Origin of the sequence: Paracoccus sediminilitoris (genome assembly GCF_003259195.1) — a bacterium.
Taxonomy (GTDB): domain Bacteria; phylum Pseudomonadota; class Alphaproteobacteria; order Rhodobacterales; family Rhodobacteraceae; genus Paracoccus; species Paracoccus sediminilitoris.
On sequence record NZ_QJPK01000015.1, the window covers coordinates 51,968 to 71,613 of the forward strand.

Consider the following 19,646-nt stretch of genomic DNA (forward strand, 5'->3'; position numbering starts at 1 on the left):
CGACGGGGCGGGCTTTTTTCAAACGGGCGGGAATGGCCTTGGATCAATCGAACGACTCGGTCTTGCGCGAACGCCTTCAAACCGGCTTTCTGGGGATCATCGCGTTTTCCCTTTTGCTGTTCATGCTGGTGCAGGCGCGCTTCATCCTCATCTCACTGGCCATCGCGATCATCCTGTTCTCGCTGACCTCGGATGCGATCCACGCCATTTCGTCGCGGCTGAAAGTGCCGAACTGGCTGGCGACGACGCTGGCCCTGATCGGCATCGCGCTAGGGCTGTTGTGGATTTCGACCACCATCGTGGCGCAGGTGAACGAGATCGTCTTCCTGTCCATCAGCTATGCCGAACGGGCGCAGGCCGCCATTCCCGCGCTGACCGAACGCCTTGGCCCCGAGGCGCAGGAACGCATCATCACCGCCTTGACCAATTTCAACATCACCGGCTGGATCAGGTCGCTGGCCGGCCAGGCATCGGGCATCCTGTCGGGCAGCGTGCTGGTCATCCTGTTCGTGGGCTTCATGTTCGCCGAACAGGTCTGGTTCCCCCAGAAGGTCGAGCGTCTGTCCGAAGATGCCGACCAGGCGCGCCAGGTGCGCCGGATCATCACCTCGATCATGCACCGGGTGAACCGCTATCTGGTCGTCAAGACCGGCGTCAGCCTGGTCACGGCGACGCTGGTATGGCTGATCTTCAACGGTTTCGGGCTGGAGCTGGCAACCGCGGTGGCGATCCTGACCTTCGTGCTGAACTTCATCCCCTCGGTCGGGTCGATCGTGGCGACCATGGTGGCGGCGCTGCTGGTCTTCGTGCTGACAGGCGACATGACTACGACGCTGATCGTCGGCGCGCTCTGCACGCTGGTTCAATTCGTGATCGGCAATGTCATCGACCCGATGCTGCTGGGTCAGACCCTGCGTCTGTCCAGCTTCGGCATCATCCTGTCGCTGGCCTTCTGGGGGGCGGTCTGGGGCGTGCCAGGAATGTTCCTGGCGGTGCCGATCATGGTGGCGCTGATGATCGTCTGCGCGCATATCCCCTGGCTGCGGCCGGTGGCGGTAATGCTGTCGCGCGAAGGGCTGCCCGATGACGGGACCAGCGATCGAGAAGACAGCCCCCAGCCGGCCTGACCAAGGCATCCGTAACCTATAGAAAGGGGCGCCCCCGGATGACTGGGGCGCCCTTCTTTCGTTTTCAGTCCCTGAGCTGCCGGGAGTGACCGCCTTAACGGTCGCCGTCACCCGCGTCGGCATCGCCGTCGAAGATCAGGGCGGGATCGTGCTTCTGTGGGGCGGAAGGGGCCTCTCGCGTCGGTTTCTTGGCACCGGTCAGGGCTTCGGGGTTGCGCAACCAGATATCGCGCTGTGCGAAGGGCACTTCGATATCCTCTTCCTCGAAACGGCGCACGATCTCGTGCAGGACGTCCGAGGTCACGCCCAGGCCAGCACCCACATCGGCCAGGATGGCCCGGATCTCGAAATCAAGCGAATCCGCGCCAAGACCACGGAACAGCACCGCGGGGGGCGGGTCGATGGCCACCATGGGCTGATCCTCGATGATCTCGCGCAGGATACGTTCGACCTTGCGTGTGTCGCTGCCATAGGCCACGCCGACGGGCACGATGATCCGTCCCACCTTGTTGTGCCGGGTCCAGTTCGTCACCGGCTGGCTGATCAGGTCGCTGTTCGGAACGATGACCTCGGTCTTGTCGAAAGTCTCGACCTGGGTCGAGCGGACCGAGATGCGCTTGACGATCCCCTGCTGTCCGCCGGCGCTGATCCAGTCACCGACACTGACCGGTCGTTCGATCAATAGAATGATGCCGGACACGAAGTTCGAAACGATGTTCTGCAGACCGAAACCGATACCGACCGACAGCGCACCGGCCACGATGGCCAGCGAACTGAGGTCAATGCCGGCCGAAGTGATGGCCATCATGGCCGCCAGCACGATGCCCACATAGCCCAATCCCGACACGACGGCGTTCTGACCGCCAGCATCCAGCTTGGTCTTCGGCAGGATCGAATTGCGGAAGGCACCCTGAATGGTCCGCGTCACGAAATAGCCGATGACGAAGACGATCAGGAAGGTGATGATCGCACCCGGCGACAATGTGATGCCGCCAAGACTGACGCCAGTGCGGAAGCGGACCCAGTATTCACCCAGCTCCTGCGCCGAGGCCCCCCAGATGACCATGAAGACGGGAACAGACAGGATGACCAGCGCAAAGCCGATCAGCAACGGAGCCAAGCCTTCGCGGGCACCTTCGGCGCCCCGCTGAAGCATGTTGAAGACATCGGCAATGAAGTCCTGCAGCAGGATCAGCAGGCCCACCAGCCCAAGCGACAGCAGCCACGGCCAAACCAGCAGGTTGCCCAGGTTGATGTAGCCCGCCGCCATCGCGACCAGTGCCAGAATGGGTACGATCCGCGTCAGCTGTCCGGCCCAAGCCACGATCCAGTGGCGATAGGACAGATCCTGGGTGACAGCATCGCGCGTCAAGCGGCGCAGAGTGTTGCCCAGCTTGACCATTGCCAAGCCTGCCAGCACCACCATGACGACGTGCCAGACCCCCGCAGCGGCGTCGCTGAACTGCAGCGGTACGCGACCAACCTGAGCATCGCCCTGTTCGTAAAGGCCCGAGAGCGGCAGCACCGCGCGGCTCAGGATGTGATGCAGCGACAAAAGCGCGGCCAGCGTCTTGACCATACGACCCGCAGAGACACGCGCGTCCTCACCCATCTGCAGTGAGGTGTAGGCGATCGCCTCGCGCGGGAACAGCGCGCGTGCCAGCCAAATGCCGCCGAACAGGATCACCGCCGCCACGGGCAGCGCCTCGAGGAAAGGCGTCGTCCAAGGGCCGGGCAGTCCCGTCGCCTGGATCGCTCGGATCGCCAGGCTGACACCCACCATCGGCACGGCGATCTGCCCAAGCGACACGACGAAGGCCATGACGGCCCTGCTGTAGGAGGATGCACGCGCCGAAAGCCGGGACGGCAGATTGTCGATCCAGCGACGCCCGAAGGTCAGCAGCAACAGTGCTGCCAACAGATAGGCCCCCGCGATCGGCAGACGCGGGCGGACTTCCGCCAGCACGTCGGGTGAAGTGTTCTGGACCGATACCTCGGAGGCGACCCCTTCGATCAGGCCGAACCCGTCTGACACGGCGGCGGCCCAACTGGTCGGCAGCAAAGGCGACGGGGTCTGGCGGGCCAACGCCAGCGCCTGGCGCTCGCGAATGACCTCGTCGATCTGCGAAATGATGGAATTGGCACGGCTGACGGCCTCGGTCGCGGCCAACCGGGGCGCCTGCGCGGTGGACAGCTGCGCGTTCAGTTCCTCGCGGCGGGTGGCAACATCCGCATCTTCCGTGGCACCCTCGGCGGGCGCCGGGCCAAGCGCCTCGATCTGGTTGCGCAGGGTGGCGATGCGGTCGGCATTGACGTCTTGGCCCTGTTCCAGCCGCCCTCGCCACTCGACGATCGTCTCGCGCGCGTCGTCCAAGGCGGCTTCGGAGGCCTGGGGATCGACGGACAGCGCCTCGACCTTCTCGGCGGTCCGTTCCCATTGTTCATAGTTCAGGGTCTGACCGTTCTGGGCCAGAAGGGGCGTTGCCGTGATGGCCAGAAAGGCCACCGTCAGCATTGCTAGGAAATGTCGCATGTAGTGCTTCAACCTTCAAAGACTTCGGGCAGGTCTGGTGCGGGTCGGGTCAGCCATTCGGGAACCGGCAATCCCTTGGCGCGCAGGAACTCGGGGTTGAACAGCTTGGTCTGGTAACGGTTCCCGTAGTCGCACAGGATCGTGACGATGGTGTGCCCCGGACCCATTTCACGCGCCATGCGGATGGCGCCGGCGATGTTGATCCCCGACGATCCGCCAAGACAAAGACCCTCGTCCTTCAGCAGGTCGAAGACGAGGGGCAGCGCTTCTTCATCGGGGATACGCCAGCTGAAATCAGGCGTGAAGCCCTTCAGGTTCTCGGTGATGCGACCCTGCCCGATGCCTTCGGTGATCGAACTGCCGGGGCTGTCGAATTCGCCCGTGGTATAGAAAGAATGCAGCGCCGCCCCTTCCGGATCGGCCAGGCCGATCTTGACGCCCTTGTGCTGCAACGCATCCGCCACACCTGCCAGCGTTCCGCCCGACCCGACGGCGCAGACAAAGCCGTCGACCTTGCCGCCGGTCTGTTCCCAGATCTCGGGGCCGGTGGTTTCGACATGGGCTTGGCGGTTGGCGGTGTTGTCGAACTGGTTGGCCCAGATGGCGCCATTGGGTTCGGTGCGCGCCAGCGCCTCGGCCAAGCGGCCGGAATAGCGAACATAGTTGTTGGGGTTCTTGTAGGGGGCGGCGGGGACCTCGACCAGGGTGGCACCGGCAAGGCGCAGCATGTCCTTCTTTTCCTGGCTTTGGGTTTCGGGGATGACGATCACCGCCTTGAACCCCATCGAGGCACCGACCAGCGCCAGACCGATGCCGGTATTGCCCGCGGTCCCTTCGACGATGGTGCCGCCGGGGCGCAATTCGCCGCGCGCCACCGCATCCTTGATGATATAGAGCGCCGCGCGGTCCTTGACCGACTGGCCGGGGTTCATGAATTCGGCCTTGCCGAGGATCTCGCAGCCGGTTTCCTCGCTTGCGCGGTTCAGACGGATCAACGGCGTATTGCCGATCGCGTCGGCCAGATCAGAACAGATTCGCATGGCGATCGACCTTCTTTTCCAGTGGGTTCAATATGATGATTACCTACACATGCAGGTGGCAAAGGGGCAACCCCGCCCCACGGTGCCGTGACCCGCAGGGAACGAGCCTATCGCCCGGCCAGTTCCGCCCGCAGCCGATCCACACGCGCATCCAGCCACAGCGAAAGGGTCGCCAGCGGCCCATTCACGATCTGCCCGCGATCCACCAGATCCGACAGTCGCGTCCGGTCCATGACATGGCTGCGGATATCCTCGGCCTCGGTGTCCAGGCCGTGCACGCCCGCCACCTGATCGGGAAGGTCGGCGATGCCCACGAACTGGTACAGGAATTCGCAGACCGCCCCCGGACTGGGATAGCAGTTGAAACAGGGCAACAAGGTTTCGATCTGCAACGCCGCTTCCTCGCGCGCCTCGCGCAGGATCGCGGCTTCGACCGTTTCGCCCGCATCGACCCGGCCCGCGATGGGTTCCAACTGCCAAGGCTGGCGGTCGCCCCGCAGATAGGGCGCAAAGCGGAACTGCTCGATGATCAGGACGCGGTCGCGAACCGGGTCCCAGGGCAGCATCACCACCGCATCACCCATCAGGAACCCCTCGCGCGTCATGCGGGTCGATGTACCGCCATCGTGCAGGGCATGGGTCAGTCTGCGCTCCTCGACCGCGAAATAGCCTTGGAAACGCTGGTGCTGCTGAATCGTGTGGACGGCATCGGGATCGCGTTTGGCAATGACCCCCTGCCCCGAAATCGGCATGATCGTCGCCCTGATCCGGGACGCGGCCCAAATCCCGATCATCGGCAGCCGCCCCGCCAGAACCGCCAGATCGACACCGTCGCCCGCCGCCAGGATCTGGCGGGCGATCTCGGCGTTTAGCGCATCCCGGTCGGGATCGGATGTCCAAGGATCGGAGCCGTCGCCCTGCCCTGCAATGCCCATGACGCGGTGCCCGGCCACGTCATGCGTGCCCAGACCCATCACCTGGGCATAGCGCATCATCTGCGGCGTCGGCGTCACTGCCATGCCAGCCAGGCAGTCCGCGCCGTCCCGCCAGACGGGCCAACCTGTCCGTCCAAGACCGGCACGCGATCCGCCCAGCAGGGTGCCCGGGACGTCAACGGGGCTGCCCTGCAGGTCCAAGGCCTGCAATACCTCCGGCTGGGCAAGTGGACCAACCAAGGTCACGATCATAGCTGCTGCCCCTGCAGGCGCAGGCCCGCCGCCATGCCCATGTCGCGCGAGGTCTGCAGAAAGACCGTGTCATAGGCCGCAAACATCGCGCTGGCCAGTTCCCGTCCATGGGGCGAGGCTGCGAAGTCGATGTAACGCTCGACTTCTTCATCCGTCAGCGTCGAATAGGTCAGCATCAGAAAGGATTGCAGCCAGCCGCGGGTTTCCGCCTCGATCTGGTCCTGCTGGGCCCAGGTTTCCTGCAGCATCTGGTCCTGAGGCAGCGGCATGTCGAAACCGCCCGTCGCCCCGAACCCATCCGAAAACGCAACCGACGCATTCAGACCACTGGTGACATTGGGGGAAACCAGATCCGCCACCTCGATCAGGCGCAGGATCTGTCCGGCACGGGCATCGTCGCGCGACACTGCCTGTGCAAATGCAGCACCGGCTTGCGCCGTTACCTCGTCGTTCAGCATCGCACGTCGTGCCGCGATCTCCAGGGGGACCAGCCGTCGGCCCAGACCATCCTCATAGAATTGCAGCGCCTTGGCGATCAGGGCGGGGTCGCTGCGGCCCATTGCCTTTTCCAGCCCAGTGCGGAACAGAATTTGCAGACGCGCCGGGTCGTGGATGTCGCCGACGGTCTCAGCCCAAGACCGACCCGAGCCCGCGATCATGCCCTCGCCGTCAAGACGGGCAGCCTCCTGCACGGCCTCCTGCTGAAAGATCCGCATTTGCGGCCCCAGTGCCAGCGTCGACCAAAGGCGGTCGACCGAAACCTGCCTCGCACCCGCTTCGGCCTGGACATGGATGTACCGATCAGGCCCAGGCACCGCGGTTTCCGGAAGGACCGGGCTGCCAGCCAGCGCGGTCCCCAGCCACAAGATCGTCAGCATCGCCCGCACCTTCCCAAGAAAAATTCGACACTTATGCTTTTTTTGGTCGAAACCCCCTTGCGCTTCAACCCCTCTCAATTTAATCCCCGCCTCACCACCCAAGAAGCGCGGAGAGGTGCCGGAGTGGTCGAACGGGGCGGTCTCGAAAACCGTTGAGCCCGAGAGGGTTCCCAGGGTTCGAATCCCTGTCTCTCCGCCACTTTCACACAATCTTGCGGGCCTTGGGATCAGATATTTTGCATCTGTTTTCAGGCAGCCCCACATTCGCGTGATGCGTCATGGCGCCCACTGTCATCGGGCCGTCCGAACGTCGCCGCTGCACGATATAGAGCGAGCCATGATGGGCGGCCGTCTGGTCGCATCGACCATAGCTGCGATGTTTCCGTATTTGCGGCTGCGGAACGGACGGCGCCGCTTTGGCCTAGGGATCGTCCGCATGAAACGGGTCGGTGGCTACCTCCTTCAGCGCCGGCAGGCCTTTGAACCCTTCAGGTCAGTTCAGATCAAGACCCGCACAGCAGGCCGTGTTGCGGATATGCGCCCGCATCGCGCGACCTGCGCCAGGGGGGTCGCATGCCTTCAACGCCGCGACGATGGCCTTGTGCTCGGCGATCGACTGGCGCATCCGGTCGGGGTCGGTGTTCGGAATGGGCTGGCGTTGCGTTTCGCTCAGCAGATGCTGCATGTTGGCATAGATGCTGGCCAGCATGCGGTTGGGACAGGCATCGGCGATGCCGCGATGGAAGGCCAGGTCGGCTTCGACATGCGCGACCAGATCGCCCTTGTGCCAAGCGTCGTCGAATGTTTGCGCCAAACCCGCCAAGGTGTTTGAAGCATCTGCGGTCATGACCGATGCCGCCAAGGCGCAGATTTCACCCTCGATCAGCATTCGGGTCTGGAAGACATCGCGCAGATCATGCGCGTCGTCATAACGCCAGCCGGACCGGGGCGCCTGGTCAGCCGGGTCCAGAACGAACGTACCCCGCGCCGGCAAGGTCCGAAGCAGGCCCAGGGTCTCGAGTGTCAACAGGGCTTCTCGCAGGGTCGGACGCGAGACGTGAAGCTGCTCGGACAGAATGCGCTGCGAGGGCAGCTTGTCACCGGCTTTCAGCTCACCCGTCCGGATCATCTCCTGCAAACGGCTTGCCACACCCTGCGCCACGGGTCCCTTATCCCACATCACCTGTCATCTGCCTTTCCTGTTGGCAGTCTTTTTGCGGCATCGCCGAAGGCTGTCAATCTTATTGCAAAAACTCGATGACTATGATCACTCTGGTCAGACCGGTTTGTCCGGTAAATCAAAAAAACAAATCACGGGGAGTTTCAGATGTTCGGATACGGCATGCGGATCACCATGGCCGCGGCGATGGCACTGGCGGGGTCCGCCTTTGCGGCGGCGGCACAAGACACGCTGACGGTGGGCGCCAATATCGGCAACGTCCCGTGGGAGTTCCAAGACGATACCGGCGCGTTTGTGGGCTTCGAGATCGATCTGGTTGCCGCCGTGGCCGAGCGGATGGGCGCCGAGGTCGAGACGGTGAACATTCCCTTCAACGGGCTGTTTTCAGCGGTCCAGTCGGGTCGGATCGACATCGCGACCAGTTCCATCACCATCACCGACGAACGCCTGGAATCGGTGACCTTTGCCCAGCCCTATTACGACAGCGACCAGTCGCTGACCGCCTTGGCCAAGGGGCCGAAATCCCTGGCCGAGATGAAGGACAAGGTCGTCGGCGTGGACACCGGATCGACCGGCGACATGTGGGCGACCGAGAATCAGGCCGAATACGGGTTCGCCGAGATCCGCCGCTATGAGGGGCTGGCGCCCGCGATGCTGGACCTGCAGGCGGGGCGGATCGACGGATACGTTTCGGACATCCCGGCGCTACAATATTACGTCAAGGACAAGCCACAGCTGGCCGTGGTCGAACGCATCCCGACCGGAGAGAAGTATTCGATGATGTTCGCCAAGGACGCCGAACTGGCGACCGAGGTCAACACCATTCTGGACGCGCTGAAGACCGAGGGCGTGGTGGCCGAGCTGCACGAGAAATGGTTCGGCGTTGCCCCCGACGCGGGGTCGTCCACCGTCACCGTCCTGCCGATGCCGACGCTCAACTGATCCGAAAACCGGGTCCGGGCCCGTCCCGGACCCGAAGGGATGAACATGGATATCTTCGACACCTTCCTGAACGCCGAGGTGATGCGGCGCACCTTTCCCATGCTGCTGCAGGGTCTGTGGATCACGCTGCAGCTGGGGGCGGCCAGCATCGTCGCGGGGCTGGTGCTGGGCCTTGGCCTCGCCATGGCGCGGCTGTACGGGCCCGGCCCTGTCCGGTTCGTGACACGGCTCTACATAGACATCTTCCGATCGATCCCGCTGCTGGTGCTGCTGATCATCGTCTATTACGCGCTCCCTTTCGTGGGCCTGCGCCTGTCGCCCTTCGCATCCGCCATGAGCGCGCTGACGCTGGTCTCGGGCGCCTATACGGCCGAGATCTTTCGCGCGGGCATCGAGGCAATCCCCAAGGGCCAGTTCGAGGCCTCCGCCGCCTTGGGCCTGAACGGTCGCCAGACCATGGCCGACGTGATCCTGCCGCAGGCGGTGCGGATCGTCATCCCGCCACTGACCAACAATTCGATCAACGTGGTCAAGGACACCGCGCTGGCATCGGTCGTGGCCATGCCCGATTTGCTGAAGCAGGCGACGCAGGCGCAGGCCTTGGCCGCGAACCCAACGCCGCTGATCGTGGCGGCGGTGATCTATATCGCGTTCCTGTGGCCGCTGGTCGCGCTGGTGTCGCGCATGGAACGCCGCTTTGCGGCTCGGAGGCGCTGAGATGACCGGTTTCGTCAGCATCCGCAACCTGCGGAAATCCTATGGCAGCTTTGAGGCCCTGCGCGGCATCGACCTGGACGTCGCCAAGGGCGAGGTGGTGTGCATCATCGGCCCGTCGGGGTCCGGGAAATCGACCCTGATCCGCTGCATCAACCGTCTGGAGGGGTTCGACCCCGCAAGCGAGATCCGCGTGGACGGCACCCCCGTCACCACCGGCCGCGCGCTGGCCCGTGTGCGCGCCGAGGTCGGCATGGTGTTCCAGTCCTTCAACCTCTTCCCGCATCTGACGGTGCGCGAGAACGTCATGCTGGCGCCCCGCCGCGTGCGCCACACGTCGCGGGCGGATGCCGCGGCCCAGGCCGACCGCCTGCTGGACCGGGTGGGCATCGGCAACCAGGCCGACAAGTACCCCGAACATCTGTCCGGCGGCCAGCAGCAACGCGTGGCCATCGCCCGGGCGCTGGCGATGGAGCCGCAGGTGATGCTGTTCGACGAACCGACCAGCGCGCTGGACCCCGAAATGGTCGGAGAGGTGCTGGACGTCATGCGCGATCTGGCCCGGACGGGCACCACCATGATCGTCGTCACGCACGAGATGGGATTCGCGTCCCAGGTGGCCGACCGCGTCATCTTCATGGATGCGGGCCAGATCGTCGAACAGGGACCGCCCGCGCAGGTGCTGTCCAACCCCCAAGAACCACGCACGCGCAATTTTCTGGGCGCCGTGCTGAACCACTGAAGGACAACCCCGATGACACAGCTGGACATGGCCTATGTGCAGTCCCAATTCCCCGGCCTGACGCAGGACTGGGTGTTCTTCGACAATGCCGGCGGCGCGCAGATCGCCCAGCCCGCGCTGGACCGCATGGTCGAGTTCCTGACGCACCGCAACGTCCAGATCGGCGGCAGCTATGCGGTGTCGCAGGCCGCGGCCGAGGCGCTGATGGCGGGCCGTCGCGCCGCCGCGACGCTGGTCAATGCCGCCCGCCCCGAGGAGATCGTCTTCGGCCCCTCGACCACGGTGCTGATGGGCAACCTGATGCATGCCATGCGCCGCCAGTTCGTGCCGGGCGACGAGGTGATCGTCACCATGGCCGATCACGAAAGCAACATCGGCCCCTGGACCCGGCTGGAGGAGTTCGGCGTCACCATCAAGGTCTGGCCGCTGAATGCGGACACGATGGACCTGCAGCTGGCCGATCTGGCCCCGCTGATGACTGACCGCACCCGGCTGGTTTGCGTGACGCATGTGTCGAACATCCTGGGACAGGTGCATCCCATCGCGGATTTCGCCCGCTTCGTCCACGACCATGGCGCGCGGATCTGCGTCGATGCGGTCGCCTATGCGCCGCACCGGCTGATCGACGTGAAGGCCTGGGACGTCGATTACTATGTCTTCAGCCTCTACAAGGCCTATGGCCCGCACGGCGCGTTGATGTACGGGAAATACGACCTGCTGGCCGAACTGGACGGGCTGTACCATTACTTTTACGGCAAAGATAAGGTTTCGGCCAAGCTGGAGCCCGGCAATCCCAGCTATGAGGCCGCCTATGCCACCGACGGCATCCTTGAATACCTGACCACGCTGGCCCGCCATCACGGCGCGACGGGCGACGACCGCGCCCTTCTGGAGGCCGCCTTCGATCTGATCACCGCGCAGGAGGATGCGCTGACCGACCGCCTTCTGGTCTGGCTGTCGGCGCGCAACGACTGCCGCGTTATCGGCAGATCGGTCAATCGCGACAGCACCCGCGTTCCGACCATCGCGTTCAAGTTTGACGGCGTGGATTCCGGCGCCATAGCCCGCGCGATGGACGATCATGGCATCGCCATGCGGTTCGGCGATTTCCATTCGCGCCGCCTGGTCGAGCATCTGGGCGAAGATCAAAACGGCGGCGTGCTGCGCGTGTCGATGGTGCATTACAACACGCTGGATCAGGTCGACCGCCTGACCGACGCGCTGGCCCGGATCGTCGCATGAGTGGGCTGGACTTGGTTATCGCGGGCGGCACCGTCGTCACTGCCGCCGACAGCTATGCCGCCGACATCGGCATTAAGAATGGGCGCATTGCGCAGATAGGACACGAACTGAGCGGGGCCGAGCGGATCGACGCTACGGGGCTGCTGGTCCTGCCCGGCGGGATCGACGCGCATGTGCATCTGGACCAGCCGACATCGGACGGCACCACCATGGCGGACGGCTTCGTCAGCGGCACCCGGTCGGCGGCAGCGGGGGGCAACACGACCGTGCTGCCCTTTGCGCTGCAGATCCGGGGCCAGTCGCTGCGCGCCTGCGTCGAAGAGTATCATCAGAAGGCTGAGGGGCATTGCCACACCGACGTGTCCTTCCACCTGATCGTCACCGACCCGACCCCCCAGGTACTGGGACAGGAGCTGCCGGCGCTGGTGCGCGACGGGTACACGTCCTTCAAGGTCTTCATGACCTATGACGACCTGGTGCTGAACGACGCCCAGATCCTGGACGTGTTCGAGGTGGCGCGCCGCGAACGCGCCCTGGTCATGGTCCATGCCGAGGGGCATGACGCCATTCGCCACCTGACCCGCCGGCTGGAGGCCGAGGGCCACACCGCGCCCTATTACCACGGTCAGGCCCACGCCCAGATTGCCGAACGCGAGGCCACGCACCGGGCCATCAGCCACGCCCAACTGATCGACGTGCCGGTGGTGATCGTCCATGTCTCGGGCCGCGACCCGATGGAGCAGATTCAATGGGCCCGCGCCCGCGGCATGAAGGTTCATGCCGAGACCTGTCCCCAGTACATCGCCCTGACCGCCGACGACCTGCGCGGCCTGAACATGGATTTCGACGGTGCGAAATACGTCTGTTCCCCGCCGCCGCGCGATGCGGACAGCCAGGCGGCGATCTGGCAGGGGCTGCGGGACGGAACCTTCGACATCTTTTCCTCCGACCATTGCCCGTTCCGCATCGACGGCACCGGCAAGGACACGCCCAGCGCGCGGTCGTCATTCAAATACGTGCCGAACGGCATTCCGGGGGTGGAAACCCGCCTGCCGATCCTCTTTTCCGAAGGCGTTGGCAAGGGGCGCATCAGCCTGCAGCGGTTCGTTGCGCTGACCGCGACCAATCCCGCGCGGCTCTATGGGCTCTATCCGCAAAAGGGCAGCATAGCCATCGGCGCGGATGCCGACCTGGCGCTGTGGGATCCGACGCTGACCCGGCCCATCCGGCAGGCCCAGTTGAACCACAACTGCGATTACACGCCCTACGAGGGGATGGAGATCACCGGCTGGCCGGTACGCACCTTGCTGCGGGGTCTGACCATCGCGCAGGACGGCGCGCCGGTGGGCGATCCCACCGGGGGGCACCTGTCACGCGGCACCAGCGGGGCTTTCGTTTAAAACGGCTGAAGTTGGTGTGGCCAAAAGGTATCAGACGCATGGCGCCAAGCATTGTGTCGGCATCCTGTCGCGGTCTGTGTACCCGTGCGCCCGCCACATCCTGACACGCGACCAGCCCTTATGTGCGCTCTAATACCTTGATGTCACTGGTTAAGGAATTCTGGAAATTTGACACTCGCGACATATCGTCTGGGGTGAAACGACTTGCGAACTGGTATATCCCGGAAACGTGATCCATCCCGCGTTTACTTTACCAGTCGCAAAGGTTGCCCGACATGAAGATCCTCTTTGCAGACGATCATGACCTGATCCGCGAAACGCTGGTCATGTTCCTGACCACCCAAGGCCTGGGTCCCATTACCGAGGTCGGGGATGTGGACGCCGCAGAACAGGCCTTACGGGGCGATCCAACGGGCTTCGACTTGATCCTGCTGGATTACGACATGCCGGGCATGAACGGACTTGCAGGACTGGCACGGGTGCAGAGGCTGGTCGGACCATGCCCGGTCGCCATCCTGTCGGGCACCGCCAGCAGCGCTATCGCGCGCAGCGCAATCGCAGCGGGGGCGCGTGGCTTTCTGCCCAAGACCATCGGTGCCAAGTCGATGGCCTCTGCGATTTCATTAATCGCCGCAGGAGAGGTCTTCGTCCCCTACGGCTTCCTTGACAAATCGGACGAACAGTCGGTCGGTGATCTGACGACGCGCGAAACGCAGGTTCTCAGGGGGCTCAGCGAAGGACGCTCCAACAAGGATATCGCGCGCGATCTGGGTCTGCACGAAGTCACGATCAAGCTGCACGTCAAGACGCTGTGCCGCAAGCTGGATGCCAAGAACCGCACCCAGGCCGCTATGATCGCACGCGACCGACACCTGTTGGGCTGATATCAAGGCCACATGACCCTATCCATCGGCCAGCTCGCACCTTTGCCCCGATCCCGGCTGACGCTGTCCGATGACAGCATTGCGACGCGGCTGCTGATGATCGCGCTGGCGGGGGCGGTGTTGTTTCACGGCGGGCTTCTGCCATTTACCCATGCCAACACCTATGACGCCTTCATCCACATGTTCTTTGCCGACAGCTATCACCGCAGCTGGTTCGACCTGTGGGAGCCGCGCTGGTACACGGGCTTTGCCACCACCTCCTATCCACCCGGCACGCATATGGCGATCGCCGCGCTGATGCAGGTGATGCCGCTGCGGGCCGCCTTCGTGGTGGTGATGCTGGCCGGAGTGCTGTTGCTGACGACGGGTGTCTTCCGCTTTGCCAAGCTGTGGGTGGGACCGGTCCCTGCGGGATATGCGGCGATCCTGCTGGTCATCGCGTCTTCGATATCGGAAACGGTGCATCTCTTTGGACAGCTGCCGACGATATTTTCGCTGGGCGTCTTCCTGAACGGCCTGCCTTTTGCCTATCGCTGGATCCTGCAAGGGGGCACGACGCAACTGGCGGGGGCCGTGATCTTTGCATCGGCCACGACGGCCTGTCATCACGTCACGACCATCTTCGGCGGCGCGCTTTTCGTGCTGCCGCTGGGGGTCCGGGCGCTGCTGGATGTCGGCGTGATGCACCCGGCGCGCCGGCCCATCCACCGCCTGACCCGCCTGATCAGACCCATCCTGCGCGGCCTTCTTCTGGCGGTGCTGATGCTGTCGGCCATCGCCATCACCGTCTGGCCTTATTGGAGCTGGTCGTTCAGCGACCCCATCACCCAGGTGCCCATCCCCCATGGCAGCCGCGAGAACTTCCTGGCGCGGCCGAACCTGGGCTTCATCTTCTTCGTGCTTCCCTGGGGTCTGTCGATCCTGTTCCTGCCCTATGTCATCCTGCGCCTGTGGGGGCGACGGATGTGGCCGTTGGGGTTTTCGATCCTGCTTTGTGCCCTGCTGGGCACCGGCGGCACGACCGAGCTGCCGCGCAAGCTGCTGGGCGGGGCCTTCGATATCCTGACTCTGGACCGCTTCACCTTCTGGGCCAGCATCCTGATCCTGCCCTTCGGCGGGCGATTGGTGGCCAGCCTGATGCATGGTCGCGGAGCCGACGCCCTGCGCGACGCCTTCGGGCGGGGAATGCACCGCGTCATCATCGGCGGAGGCTTTGCGGCCATGGTCTCGATCGCGGTCGGGGCCGCCATTCTGCCCGTGTTTCAGCCGACCCAGCCCCGTTTCATCGAACCGGACCCCATCGCGAACTTCATGTCCAGCGACGAACATGATCGCTGGCGATACCTGACCTTGGGGTTTGGCGACCAGTTCGCCTATGTTTCCGCCATGACGACGGCGCAATCGGTGGATGGCAATTACCACTCGGCCCGCCGCCTGCCCGACATGACCCGGTTTTCCGTCGAACGGCTTGAGAATGCCAAATATCTTGGCGTCCCCGGCCTGGGGTCCCTGCAACAGTTCCTGGTCAATGCGGACGGCTATCGGCTGAAATACGTTTTCTCGAACGACGAATTCTATGACCCGCTGCTGTTCTTTACAGGGTGGACACGGCTGAACCGGCTGCAGAACGGTGTCACGGTCTGGGAACGGGCCGATGTCACCGCCCTTGAACCCGTCCAGCCGCGCCGAGAGATGAGCCCCACCGACACGATCCTCTGGGGGGTACTGCCGCCGGGCGCCCTGATGCTGGCGGCGGCGATCTTTCTGGGCCAAGCGCTGCGGGGCGGGTTCGGATCCGCGGGGACGCTGCCCGTGGCCCCACCGCCGGACCCGGCCGAATTTCGCCATCCCCGGCTGGTGCGCTGGTCGTTGCGCATGGGGGCGGTGCTGGCGGTGGCCTTGATCATCACCGGGGGCATGGCACTTCAGCGCCACCTGCGACCACCGGACGGACCGGAATACGTGATCACCCGCTATTTCCAGGATCTGGATTTCAGGCGGTTCGAAGAGGCTTGGGGGCGTCTTGACCCAGAAACCCGCCCCAGCTTTCAGGCGGCGCTTTTTGGCTGGCGTTGGAAGGGGGGGCTGGTCGCCTCCTATGCCAAGCTGACCTACATCCGGCTGATCCCCGGCCCGCGCAGCGAGGACATCGCCGATTTCGAGGTCAAACTGAATTGGCTCAGCGCGCTCGACACCCACGAACAGAAGATCGCCATGCGCGCGGTGCGGCGGGATGACGGGTGGTACCTGCTGCCGCGCGGATTGCGCCCCCAGCAAAGCCCCGAACGCCTGACCCGCCTGGCCGAGGTGGCCTGGAACCTGACCGGCCGGCGCCAGCCGCGGATCGAGACGGACCTGCATCGCGACCGCCTGGACCGGCCTCGCATCGTCGTGCCATCGGCCGTGCTGGTCCAGCACAAAGGGCGCTTCCACCTGCTGGGCCGCATCTGGAATGCCGACAGCGAACCCGCGCTGACCAGCCTGTTCGGCGACATGCTGGCCGGCAAACGCATCCTGTCGCATCAGGCGGCGGGGCTGGCGGGTGGCCAGCGATTGATGCCCGGCCAAAGCGCGGGCTTCCGCATCGATTTCGAAGGCGTGCCGCCGCTGGATCATGCGGGGCGAGATTACGACCCGGCCATCTATCTTCCCCCGGTGCTTGATCAGGCGCCGGAACGCGCGGCGCTGCAGGCGCGGGCGCTGGCGACTGGCCAGGACCTCTATCCCGGCATCATGCTGTCTGGGCTGCGCGTCGCGCGCGGCGCGGATGGTCATGTCCTGACGGGGCTTGCGACCAACACGGGCACGCAATCCGCCGCACTGATCCGCATCACGGCAGAGCTTTCGGGCGCCGACGGCCAGCCCATCTGGGTCGAACCCGGCTTTCTGGAGGAAAACATCCATCCCGGCCAAAGCGCCCCTTTCCGCGTGGTGCTGCCTCTGCGATCTTCGATCAGGGTGATCGACCGCCTGACCGCGCCCCAGATCGTGGTGAACGGCAGCAACCAGCAGGCCGACCTGACCCTCGCCCCGCCCCCCGACCTGCCGGTCACGGTGCCGGGATATGGAGGGCTGCGGCTGCATGTCTCGACGATGACCCATGATCCGGTGTTCTAAGATGATGCGATCCCTATGCATGATGATCCTGCTGGCCGTTCCCGCCGCGGCCGAACCGGTCATCACCGACGGCTTCGGCATATTGCCAACGCGGCTTCTGGGCACCGATCGCGCGGCATGGACGGATGCCCCCACGGGCGGCGCACCGGCAGAGCCCGGCGATCCGGCCACCGTCCTGCTGTTCGCGGGGCCGAAGCTGCTGGTGGCCGGGCGTGACAGGGCGCATCTGGTCGCCTTGGGTCTGGACCAGCACGGCAACCTTGTCCGCGATGGGCTGATCGCGACCTTCAGCATGCCGGACAGCACGTTGCCCGACCAACGGACACGGAACGGCATCGCCGATATCCTGCACCTGCCGCCTCCCAAGGCGCGCCGCATGACCGTGGGTGCCCAAATCGGCAATCGCCAAAGCCCGCCCGCCGATCTGGCGGTGACGGCGGATCTGTCCGCGCTGATCCCCCAGATCCGGCCCCCCGAACAGCCTTTGGCCCGGCTGGACCTGCTGCAGCTGGAAAGCCTGCCCCTGACAGACCCTCATGGGAACGTCGTCCCCGACGGGATCGCGCTGGACCTGACGATGCTGGGCGCAAATGGGGCAGCGCTTGCAACGCCCATGACCCTGGCCGGTCGCGCGCAGACCGTCTTGGTGCCCCGCGACATGCAGGGAACACAGGATGCGCGGCTGGCGCTTGGGGCGCAGCAGGGGCCTGTCGCGCCGATCGATTTCGGGCGGGTGGTTCCCCTGCCCGCCCCGCCCATTGCGGCCTGGTCCCTTGGGGACCTGGATCTGACGGTCCTGCGCGTAGGCCCCGTCGGCACCCAGGACGGACACCTGATGCCCGATGGCACCCCAGTCCGTGTGACGACCGTTGACGGCGCCGCGACTGGCTGGCTGCGGGATGGCCAGGTCGAACTGCAGCTGCCAAGGCCAGCGGGCCTGGGTCCGATGACCCTGCAGCTGGATCTGCCGGGGCTGTCTGAACGCCGTCGGGTCGCCCCCGGCCTGCCCCCGCCCGTCCCGATCGAGGCCAGCGAATGACCCGGCGCGTCAGGATCGCCGCGCAGGTCGCGGCCGCGCTGGTCTTCGTGGCCGGTCTGTGGGCCGCGCTTGGCGCGACCGCCGAGGTCTATCGCCAGCTGGAGGAGCGCGAGGTGACCCATCGCTATCTGGCCGAGGCCGTGACGCCCGTGCCGGAGGCGCGCGACATGGTCGACTGGCAGGCCCCCCGCGCAGGCCTGGCGCGTCCCCTGACCGAAGGCGATGCGGTCCAGATCGGCCGCGCGATCACCGCCGCGTGGCAGCTGCTGACGGTGGCGCAGGACGCGGGCGATCCCGACCTGCTGGCCGATGCCTTCAGCGGCGTGGCACTTGGGCGGGCGCGGCTTTCGGTGGCGGATGCCCAGGCCGGGGGCGGACGCATGGCGGTCCTCTCGATCACCGCCGAGCCGACCTTCTTCCACCGCGACGGATCGGTCTTCCAGGCAAGGCTGAGGATGCGGGTGTCGCGCCATATCGCCTCGGACAGCACCCTGCTGCACCATGAGGTCACATGGGACGAAGGCGTGGTCACCCTGATGAACGAAAGCAACGGCTGGCGCGTCTATCAGTATCGCCGCGATGCGGGCCAGCCGGCGTCGCTGCCCGCCCTGCGACCGGGCCATCCGGCGCTTGGCAACGGGTTGAACTATTTCCCCGCCGACCGGCCTTGGCGGAAATTCTGGCCGAATTTCGACATCGCGCAGGTGCGGACCGATTTCGCCCGCATCCGCGCCTTGGGCGGCAGATCGGTGCGGGTCTTCCTGACCTATGACGATTTCACCGCGCCCGATCCCTCGGACGCGCTGCGTGATCTGGCCCGCCTGCTGGACCTGGCCCGGCTGGAGGGGTTGCAGGTCGTGCCCACGCTGTTCGACCAGCGCCCCGGCTATCGCAGCGGGTTGTGGGGGCGCGATGCCGTGATGCTGGCCAATGTCCTGCCGATCCTTGCCGCCAAGGGCAATGTCGCCATGATCGACCTGAAGAACGAACCCGACCTGGACTTCGAGACCCACGGCCAGGGCCAGGTCGAGGGCTGGCTGCTGACCATGCTGTTCCAGGTCCGGCTGCTGGCGCCCGATCTGCCGGTGACCGTCGGCTGGTCCTCGGCGCGCTATGTGGGGGTGCTGGCGCCGCTGCTGGATGCGATCAGCTATCACGATTACACCCAACCGGGCGAAAGCCTGTCGGGCCTGCAGGCGGCGCGGCAGGCGGCGGGCGACAAGCCGGTCCTGGTGACCGAGATCGGCTATACCTCCTATGACGCGATCCTAGGGTGGCCCGCATCCGAGACGGCCCAGGCCGAGGCGCTGGAGGCGCGGCTGGACGCCCTGCTGAACGCGCCCCGGCCCGCCGATGCCGTGATGGTCTGGACGCTGACAGATTTCGTCCAGGTCGATCCCGGTGCGGTCGGCGCCAATCCCCTGATCCGCAAAAGGCAGGCCGCTTACGGGATGGTGGACATCCACGGTCGCGACAAGCCGGCGGCCGACGTCCTGCGCCGCCATTTCAGCGCGACCCAATCCGAAAGCATAGCCGAATGACCCGATGCACCGCCTGCCGATGCACAGGAGACCGAGCGTGATACAACGCAGGGGCGTATGAACAGGCGTATTTGCTGACA

The 19,646-nt window shown here is 65.1% G+C and carries 15 protein-coding genes and 1 tRNA gene; 11 read left to right on the forward strand and 5 right to left on the reverse strand.

The genetic code is table 11. The features are described from left to right. The first annotated feature begins 32 nt into the window (after nt 1–32). A complete protein-coding gene (locus tag DKT70_RS12030) occupies nt 33–1,127 on the forward strand; it encodes an AI-2E family transporter (RefSeq protein WP_111559363.1) in 1,095 nt (364 codons plus the stop codon). Nucleotides 1,128–1,221: 94 nt separating this feature from the next. On the opposite strand, the gene DKT70_RS12035 is transcribed toward DKT70_RS12030, so the two are convergent. From DKT70_RS12035 to DKT70_RS12050, 4 genes are all read right to left on the reverse strand, one after another. Next, on the reverse strand, nt 1,222–3,660 hold the full coding sequence (locus DKT70_RS12035) for a DUF3772 domain-containing protein (protein ID WP_111559364.1): 2,439 nt from the start codon (nt 3,658–3,660) through the stop codon (nt 1,222–1,224). Between the two features lie 8 nt (nt 3,661–3,668). After that, nucleotides 3,669–4,700 carry a cysteine synthase A gene (locus DKT70_RS12040; protein WP_111559365.1) on the reverse strand — a complete coding sequence of 344 codons (1,032 nt, stop codon included), beginning with the start codon at nt 4,698–4,700 and terminating at the stop codon, nt 3,669–3,671. Between the two features lie 107 nt (nt 4,701–4,807). Continuing rightward, complete coding sequence (locus DKT70_RS12045; RefSeq protein WP_111559366.1) at nt 4,808–5,887, reverse strand: NUDIX domain-containing protein; 1,080 nt, start codon at nt 5,885–5,887, stop codon at nt 4,808–4,810. After that, the gene (locus DKT70_RS12050; protein WP_111559367.1) at nt 5,884–6,765 is read right to left on the reverse strand and encodes a hypothetical protein; all 882 of its coding nucleotides are present in this window, start codon (nt 6,763–6,765) and stop codon (nt 5,884–5,886) included. The genes DKT70_RS12045 and DKT70_RS12050 overlap by 4 nt, the downstream gene beginning before the upstream one ends. A gap of 109 nt (nt 6,766–6,874) precedes the next feature. Between DKT70_RS12050 and DKT70_RS12055 the strand changes: the two genes are divergently transcribed. After that, nucleotides 6,875–6,964 (forward strand) — tRNA-Ser (locus DKT70_RS12055). A gap of 294 nt (nt 6,965–7,258) precedes the next feature. Here DKT70_RS12055 and DKT70_RS12060 read toward each other — a convergent pair. Next, complete coding sequence (locus DKT70_RS12060) at nt 7,259–7,945, reverse strand: FadR/GntR family transcriptional regulator (RefSeq protein ID WP_111559368.1); 687 nt, start codon at nt 7,943–7,945, stop codon at nt 7,259–7,261. Nucleotides 7,946–8,092: 147 nt separating this feature from the next. On the opposite strand from DKT70_RS12060, the gene DKT70_RS12065 reads away from it, so the two are divergent. The 9 genes from DKT70_RS12065 (at nt 8,093) to DKT70_RS12105 (ending at nt 19,566) form a co-directional block, all read left to right on the forward strand. Then, on the forward strand, nt 8,093–8,887 hold the full coding sequence (locus DKT70_RS12065; protein ID WP_199559584.1) for an ABC transporter substrate-binding protein: 795 nt from the start codon (nt 8,093–8,095) through the stop codon (nt 8,885–8,887). 45 nt (nt 8,888–8,932) lie between these two features. Then, complete coding sequence (locus DKT70_RS12070; protein WP_045982421.1) at nt 8,933–9,604, forward strand: amino acid ABC transporter permease; 672 nt, start codon at nt 8,933–8,935, stop codon at nt 9,602–9,604. A gap of 1 nt (nt 9,605) precedes the next feature. Further along, the gene (locus DKT70_RS12075) at nt 9,606–10,343 is read left to right on the forward strand and encodes an amino acid ABC transporter ATP-binding protein (protein WP_111559369.1); all 738 of its coding nucleotides are present in this window, start codon (nt 9,606–9,608) and stop codon (nt 10,341–10,343) included. Nucleotides 10,344–10,355: 12 nt separating this feature from the next. After that, a complete protein-coding gene (locus DKT70_RS12080) occupies nt 10,356–11,585 on the forward strand; it encodes a cysteine desulfurase-like protein (protein ID WP_233490549.1) in 1,230 nt (409 codons plus the stop codon). After that, nucleotides 11,582–12,985 (forward strand): dihydropyrimidinase, encoded by a 1,404-nt coding sequence (hydA, locus tag DKT70_RS12085; protein ID WP_111559370.1) that lies wholly within the window; start codon nt 11,582–11,584, stop codon nt 12,983–12,985. The genes DKT70_RS12080 and hydA overlap by 4 nt, the downstream gene beginning before the upstream one ends. Before the next feature lie 275 nt (nt 12,986–13,260). After that, nucleotides 13,261–13,869: a response regulator transcription factor gene (locus DKT70_RS12090; protein WP_111559371.1), complete on the forward strand. Its 609-nt coding sequence runs from the start codon at nt 13,261–13,263 to the stop codon at nt 13,867–13,869. 12 nt (nt 13,870–13,881) lie between these two features. Then, nucleotides 13,882–16,986, forward strand: a complete 3,105-nt coding sequence (locus DKT70_RS12095) for a hypothetical protein (protein WP_146612629.1) — start codon at nt 13,882–13,884, stop codon at nt 16,984–16,986. Nucleotides 16,987–17,005: 19 nt separating this feature from the next. Beyond that, a complete protein-coding gene (locus DKT70_RS12100) occupies nt 17,006–18,025 on the forward strand; it encodes a hypothetical protein (protein ID WP_111559373.1) in 1,020 nt (339 codons plus the stop codon). After that, entirely contained in the window at nt 18,022–19,566 is a 1,545-nt protein-coding gene (locus DKT70_RS12105) for a hypothetical protein (protein ID WP_111559374.1), read from the forward strand. Before DKT70_RS12100 ends, DKT70_RS12105 begins: the two co-directional genes overlap by 4 nt. Nucleotides 19,567–19,646: the final 80 nt, after the last annotated feature.

Excerpts from the sequence above, each read along its gene's own strand:
- DKT70_RS12065 (WP_199559584.1), top strand. The coding sequence starts at position 8,093 with ATGTTCGGATACGGCATGCGGATCACCATGGCCGCGGCGATGGCACTG.
- DKT70_RS12045 (WP_111559366.1), bottom strand. The coding sequence starts at position 5,887 with ATGATCGTGACCTTGGTTGGTCCACTTGCCCAGCCGGAGGTATTGCAG.
- DKT70_RS12040 (WP_111559365.1), bottom strand. The coding sequence starts at position 4,700 with ATGCGAATCTGTTCTGATCTGGCCGACGCGATCGGCAATACGCCGTTG.
- DKT70_RS12105 (WP_111559374.1), top strand. The coding sequence starts at position 18,022 with ATGACCCGGCGCGTCAGGATCGCCGCGCAGGTCGCGGCCGCGCTGGTC.
- DKT70_RS12090 (WP_111559371.1), top strand. The coding sequence starts at position 13,261 with ATGAAGATCCTCTTTGCAGACGATCATGACCTGATCCGCGAAACGCTG.
- DKT70_RS12095 (WP_146612629.1), top strand. The coding sequence starts at position 13,882 with ATGACCCTATCCATCGGCCAGCTCGCACCTTTGCCCCGATCCCGGCTG.
- DKT70_RS12080 (WP_233490549.1), top strand. The coding sequence starts at position 10,356 with ATGACACAGCTGGACATGGCCTATGTGCAGTCCCAATTCCCCGGCCTG.
- DKT70_RS12070 (WP_045982421.1), top strand. The coding sequence starts at position 8,933 with ATGGATATCTTCGACACCTTCCTGAACGCCGAGGTGATGCGGCGCACC.
- hydA (WP_111559370.1), top strand. The coding sequence starts at position 11,582 with ATGAGTGGGCTGGACTTGGTTATCGCGGGCGGCACCGTCGTCACTGCC.
- DKT70_RS12075 (WP_111559369.1), top strand. The coding sequence starts at position 9,606 with ATGACCGGTTTCGTCAGCATCCGCAACCTGCGGAAATCCTATGGCAGC.
- DKT70_RS12050 (WP_111559367.1), bottom strand. The coding sequence starts at position 6,765 with ATGCTGACGATCTTGTGGCTGGGGACCGCGCTGGCTGGCAGCCCGGTC.
- DKT70_RS12060 (WP_111559368.1), bottom strand. The coding sequence starts at position 7,945 with ATGTGGGATAAGGGACCCGTGGCGCAGGGTGTGGCAAGCCGTTTGCAG.
- DKT70_RS12100 (WP_111559373.1), top strand. The coding sequence starts at position 17,006 with ATGATGATCCTGCTGGCCGTTCCCGCCGCGGCCGAACCGGTCATCACC.
- DKT70_RS12035 (WP_111559364.1), bottom strand. The coding sequence starts at position 3,660 with ATGCGACATTTCCTAGCAATGCTGACGGTGGCCTTTCTGGCCATCACG.
- DKT70_RS12030 (WP_111559363.1), top strand. The coding sequence starts at position 33 with ATGGCCTTGGATCAATCGAACGACTCGGTCTTGCGCGAACGCCTTCAA.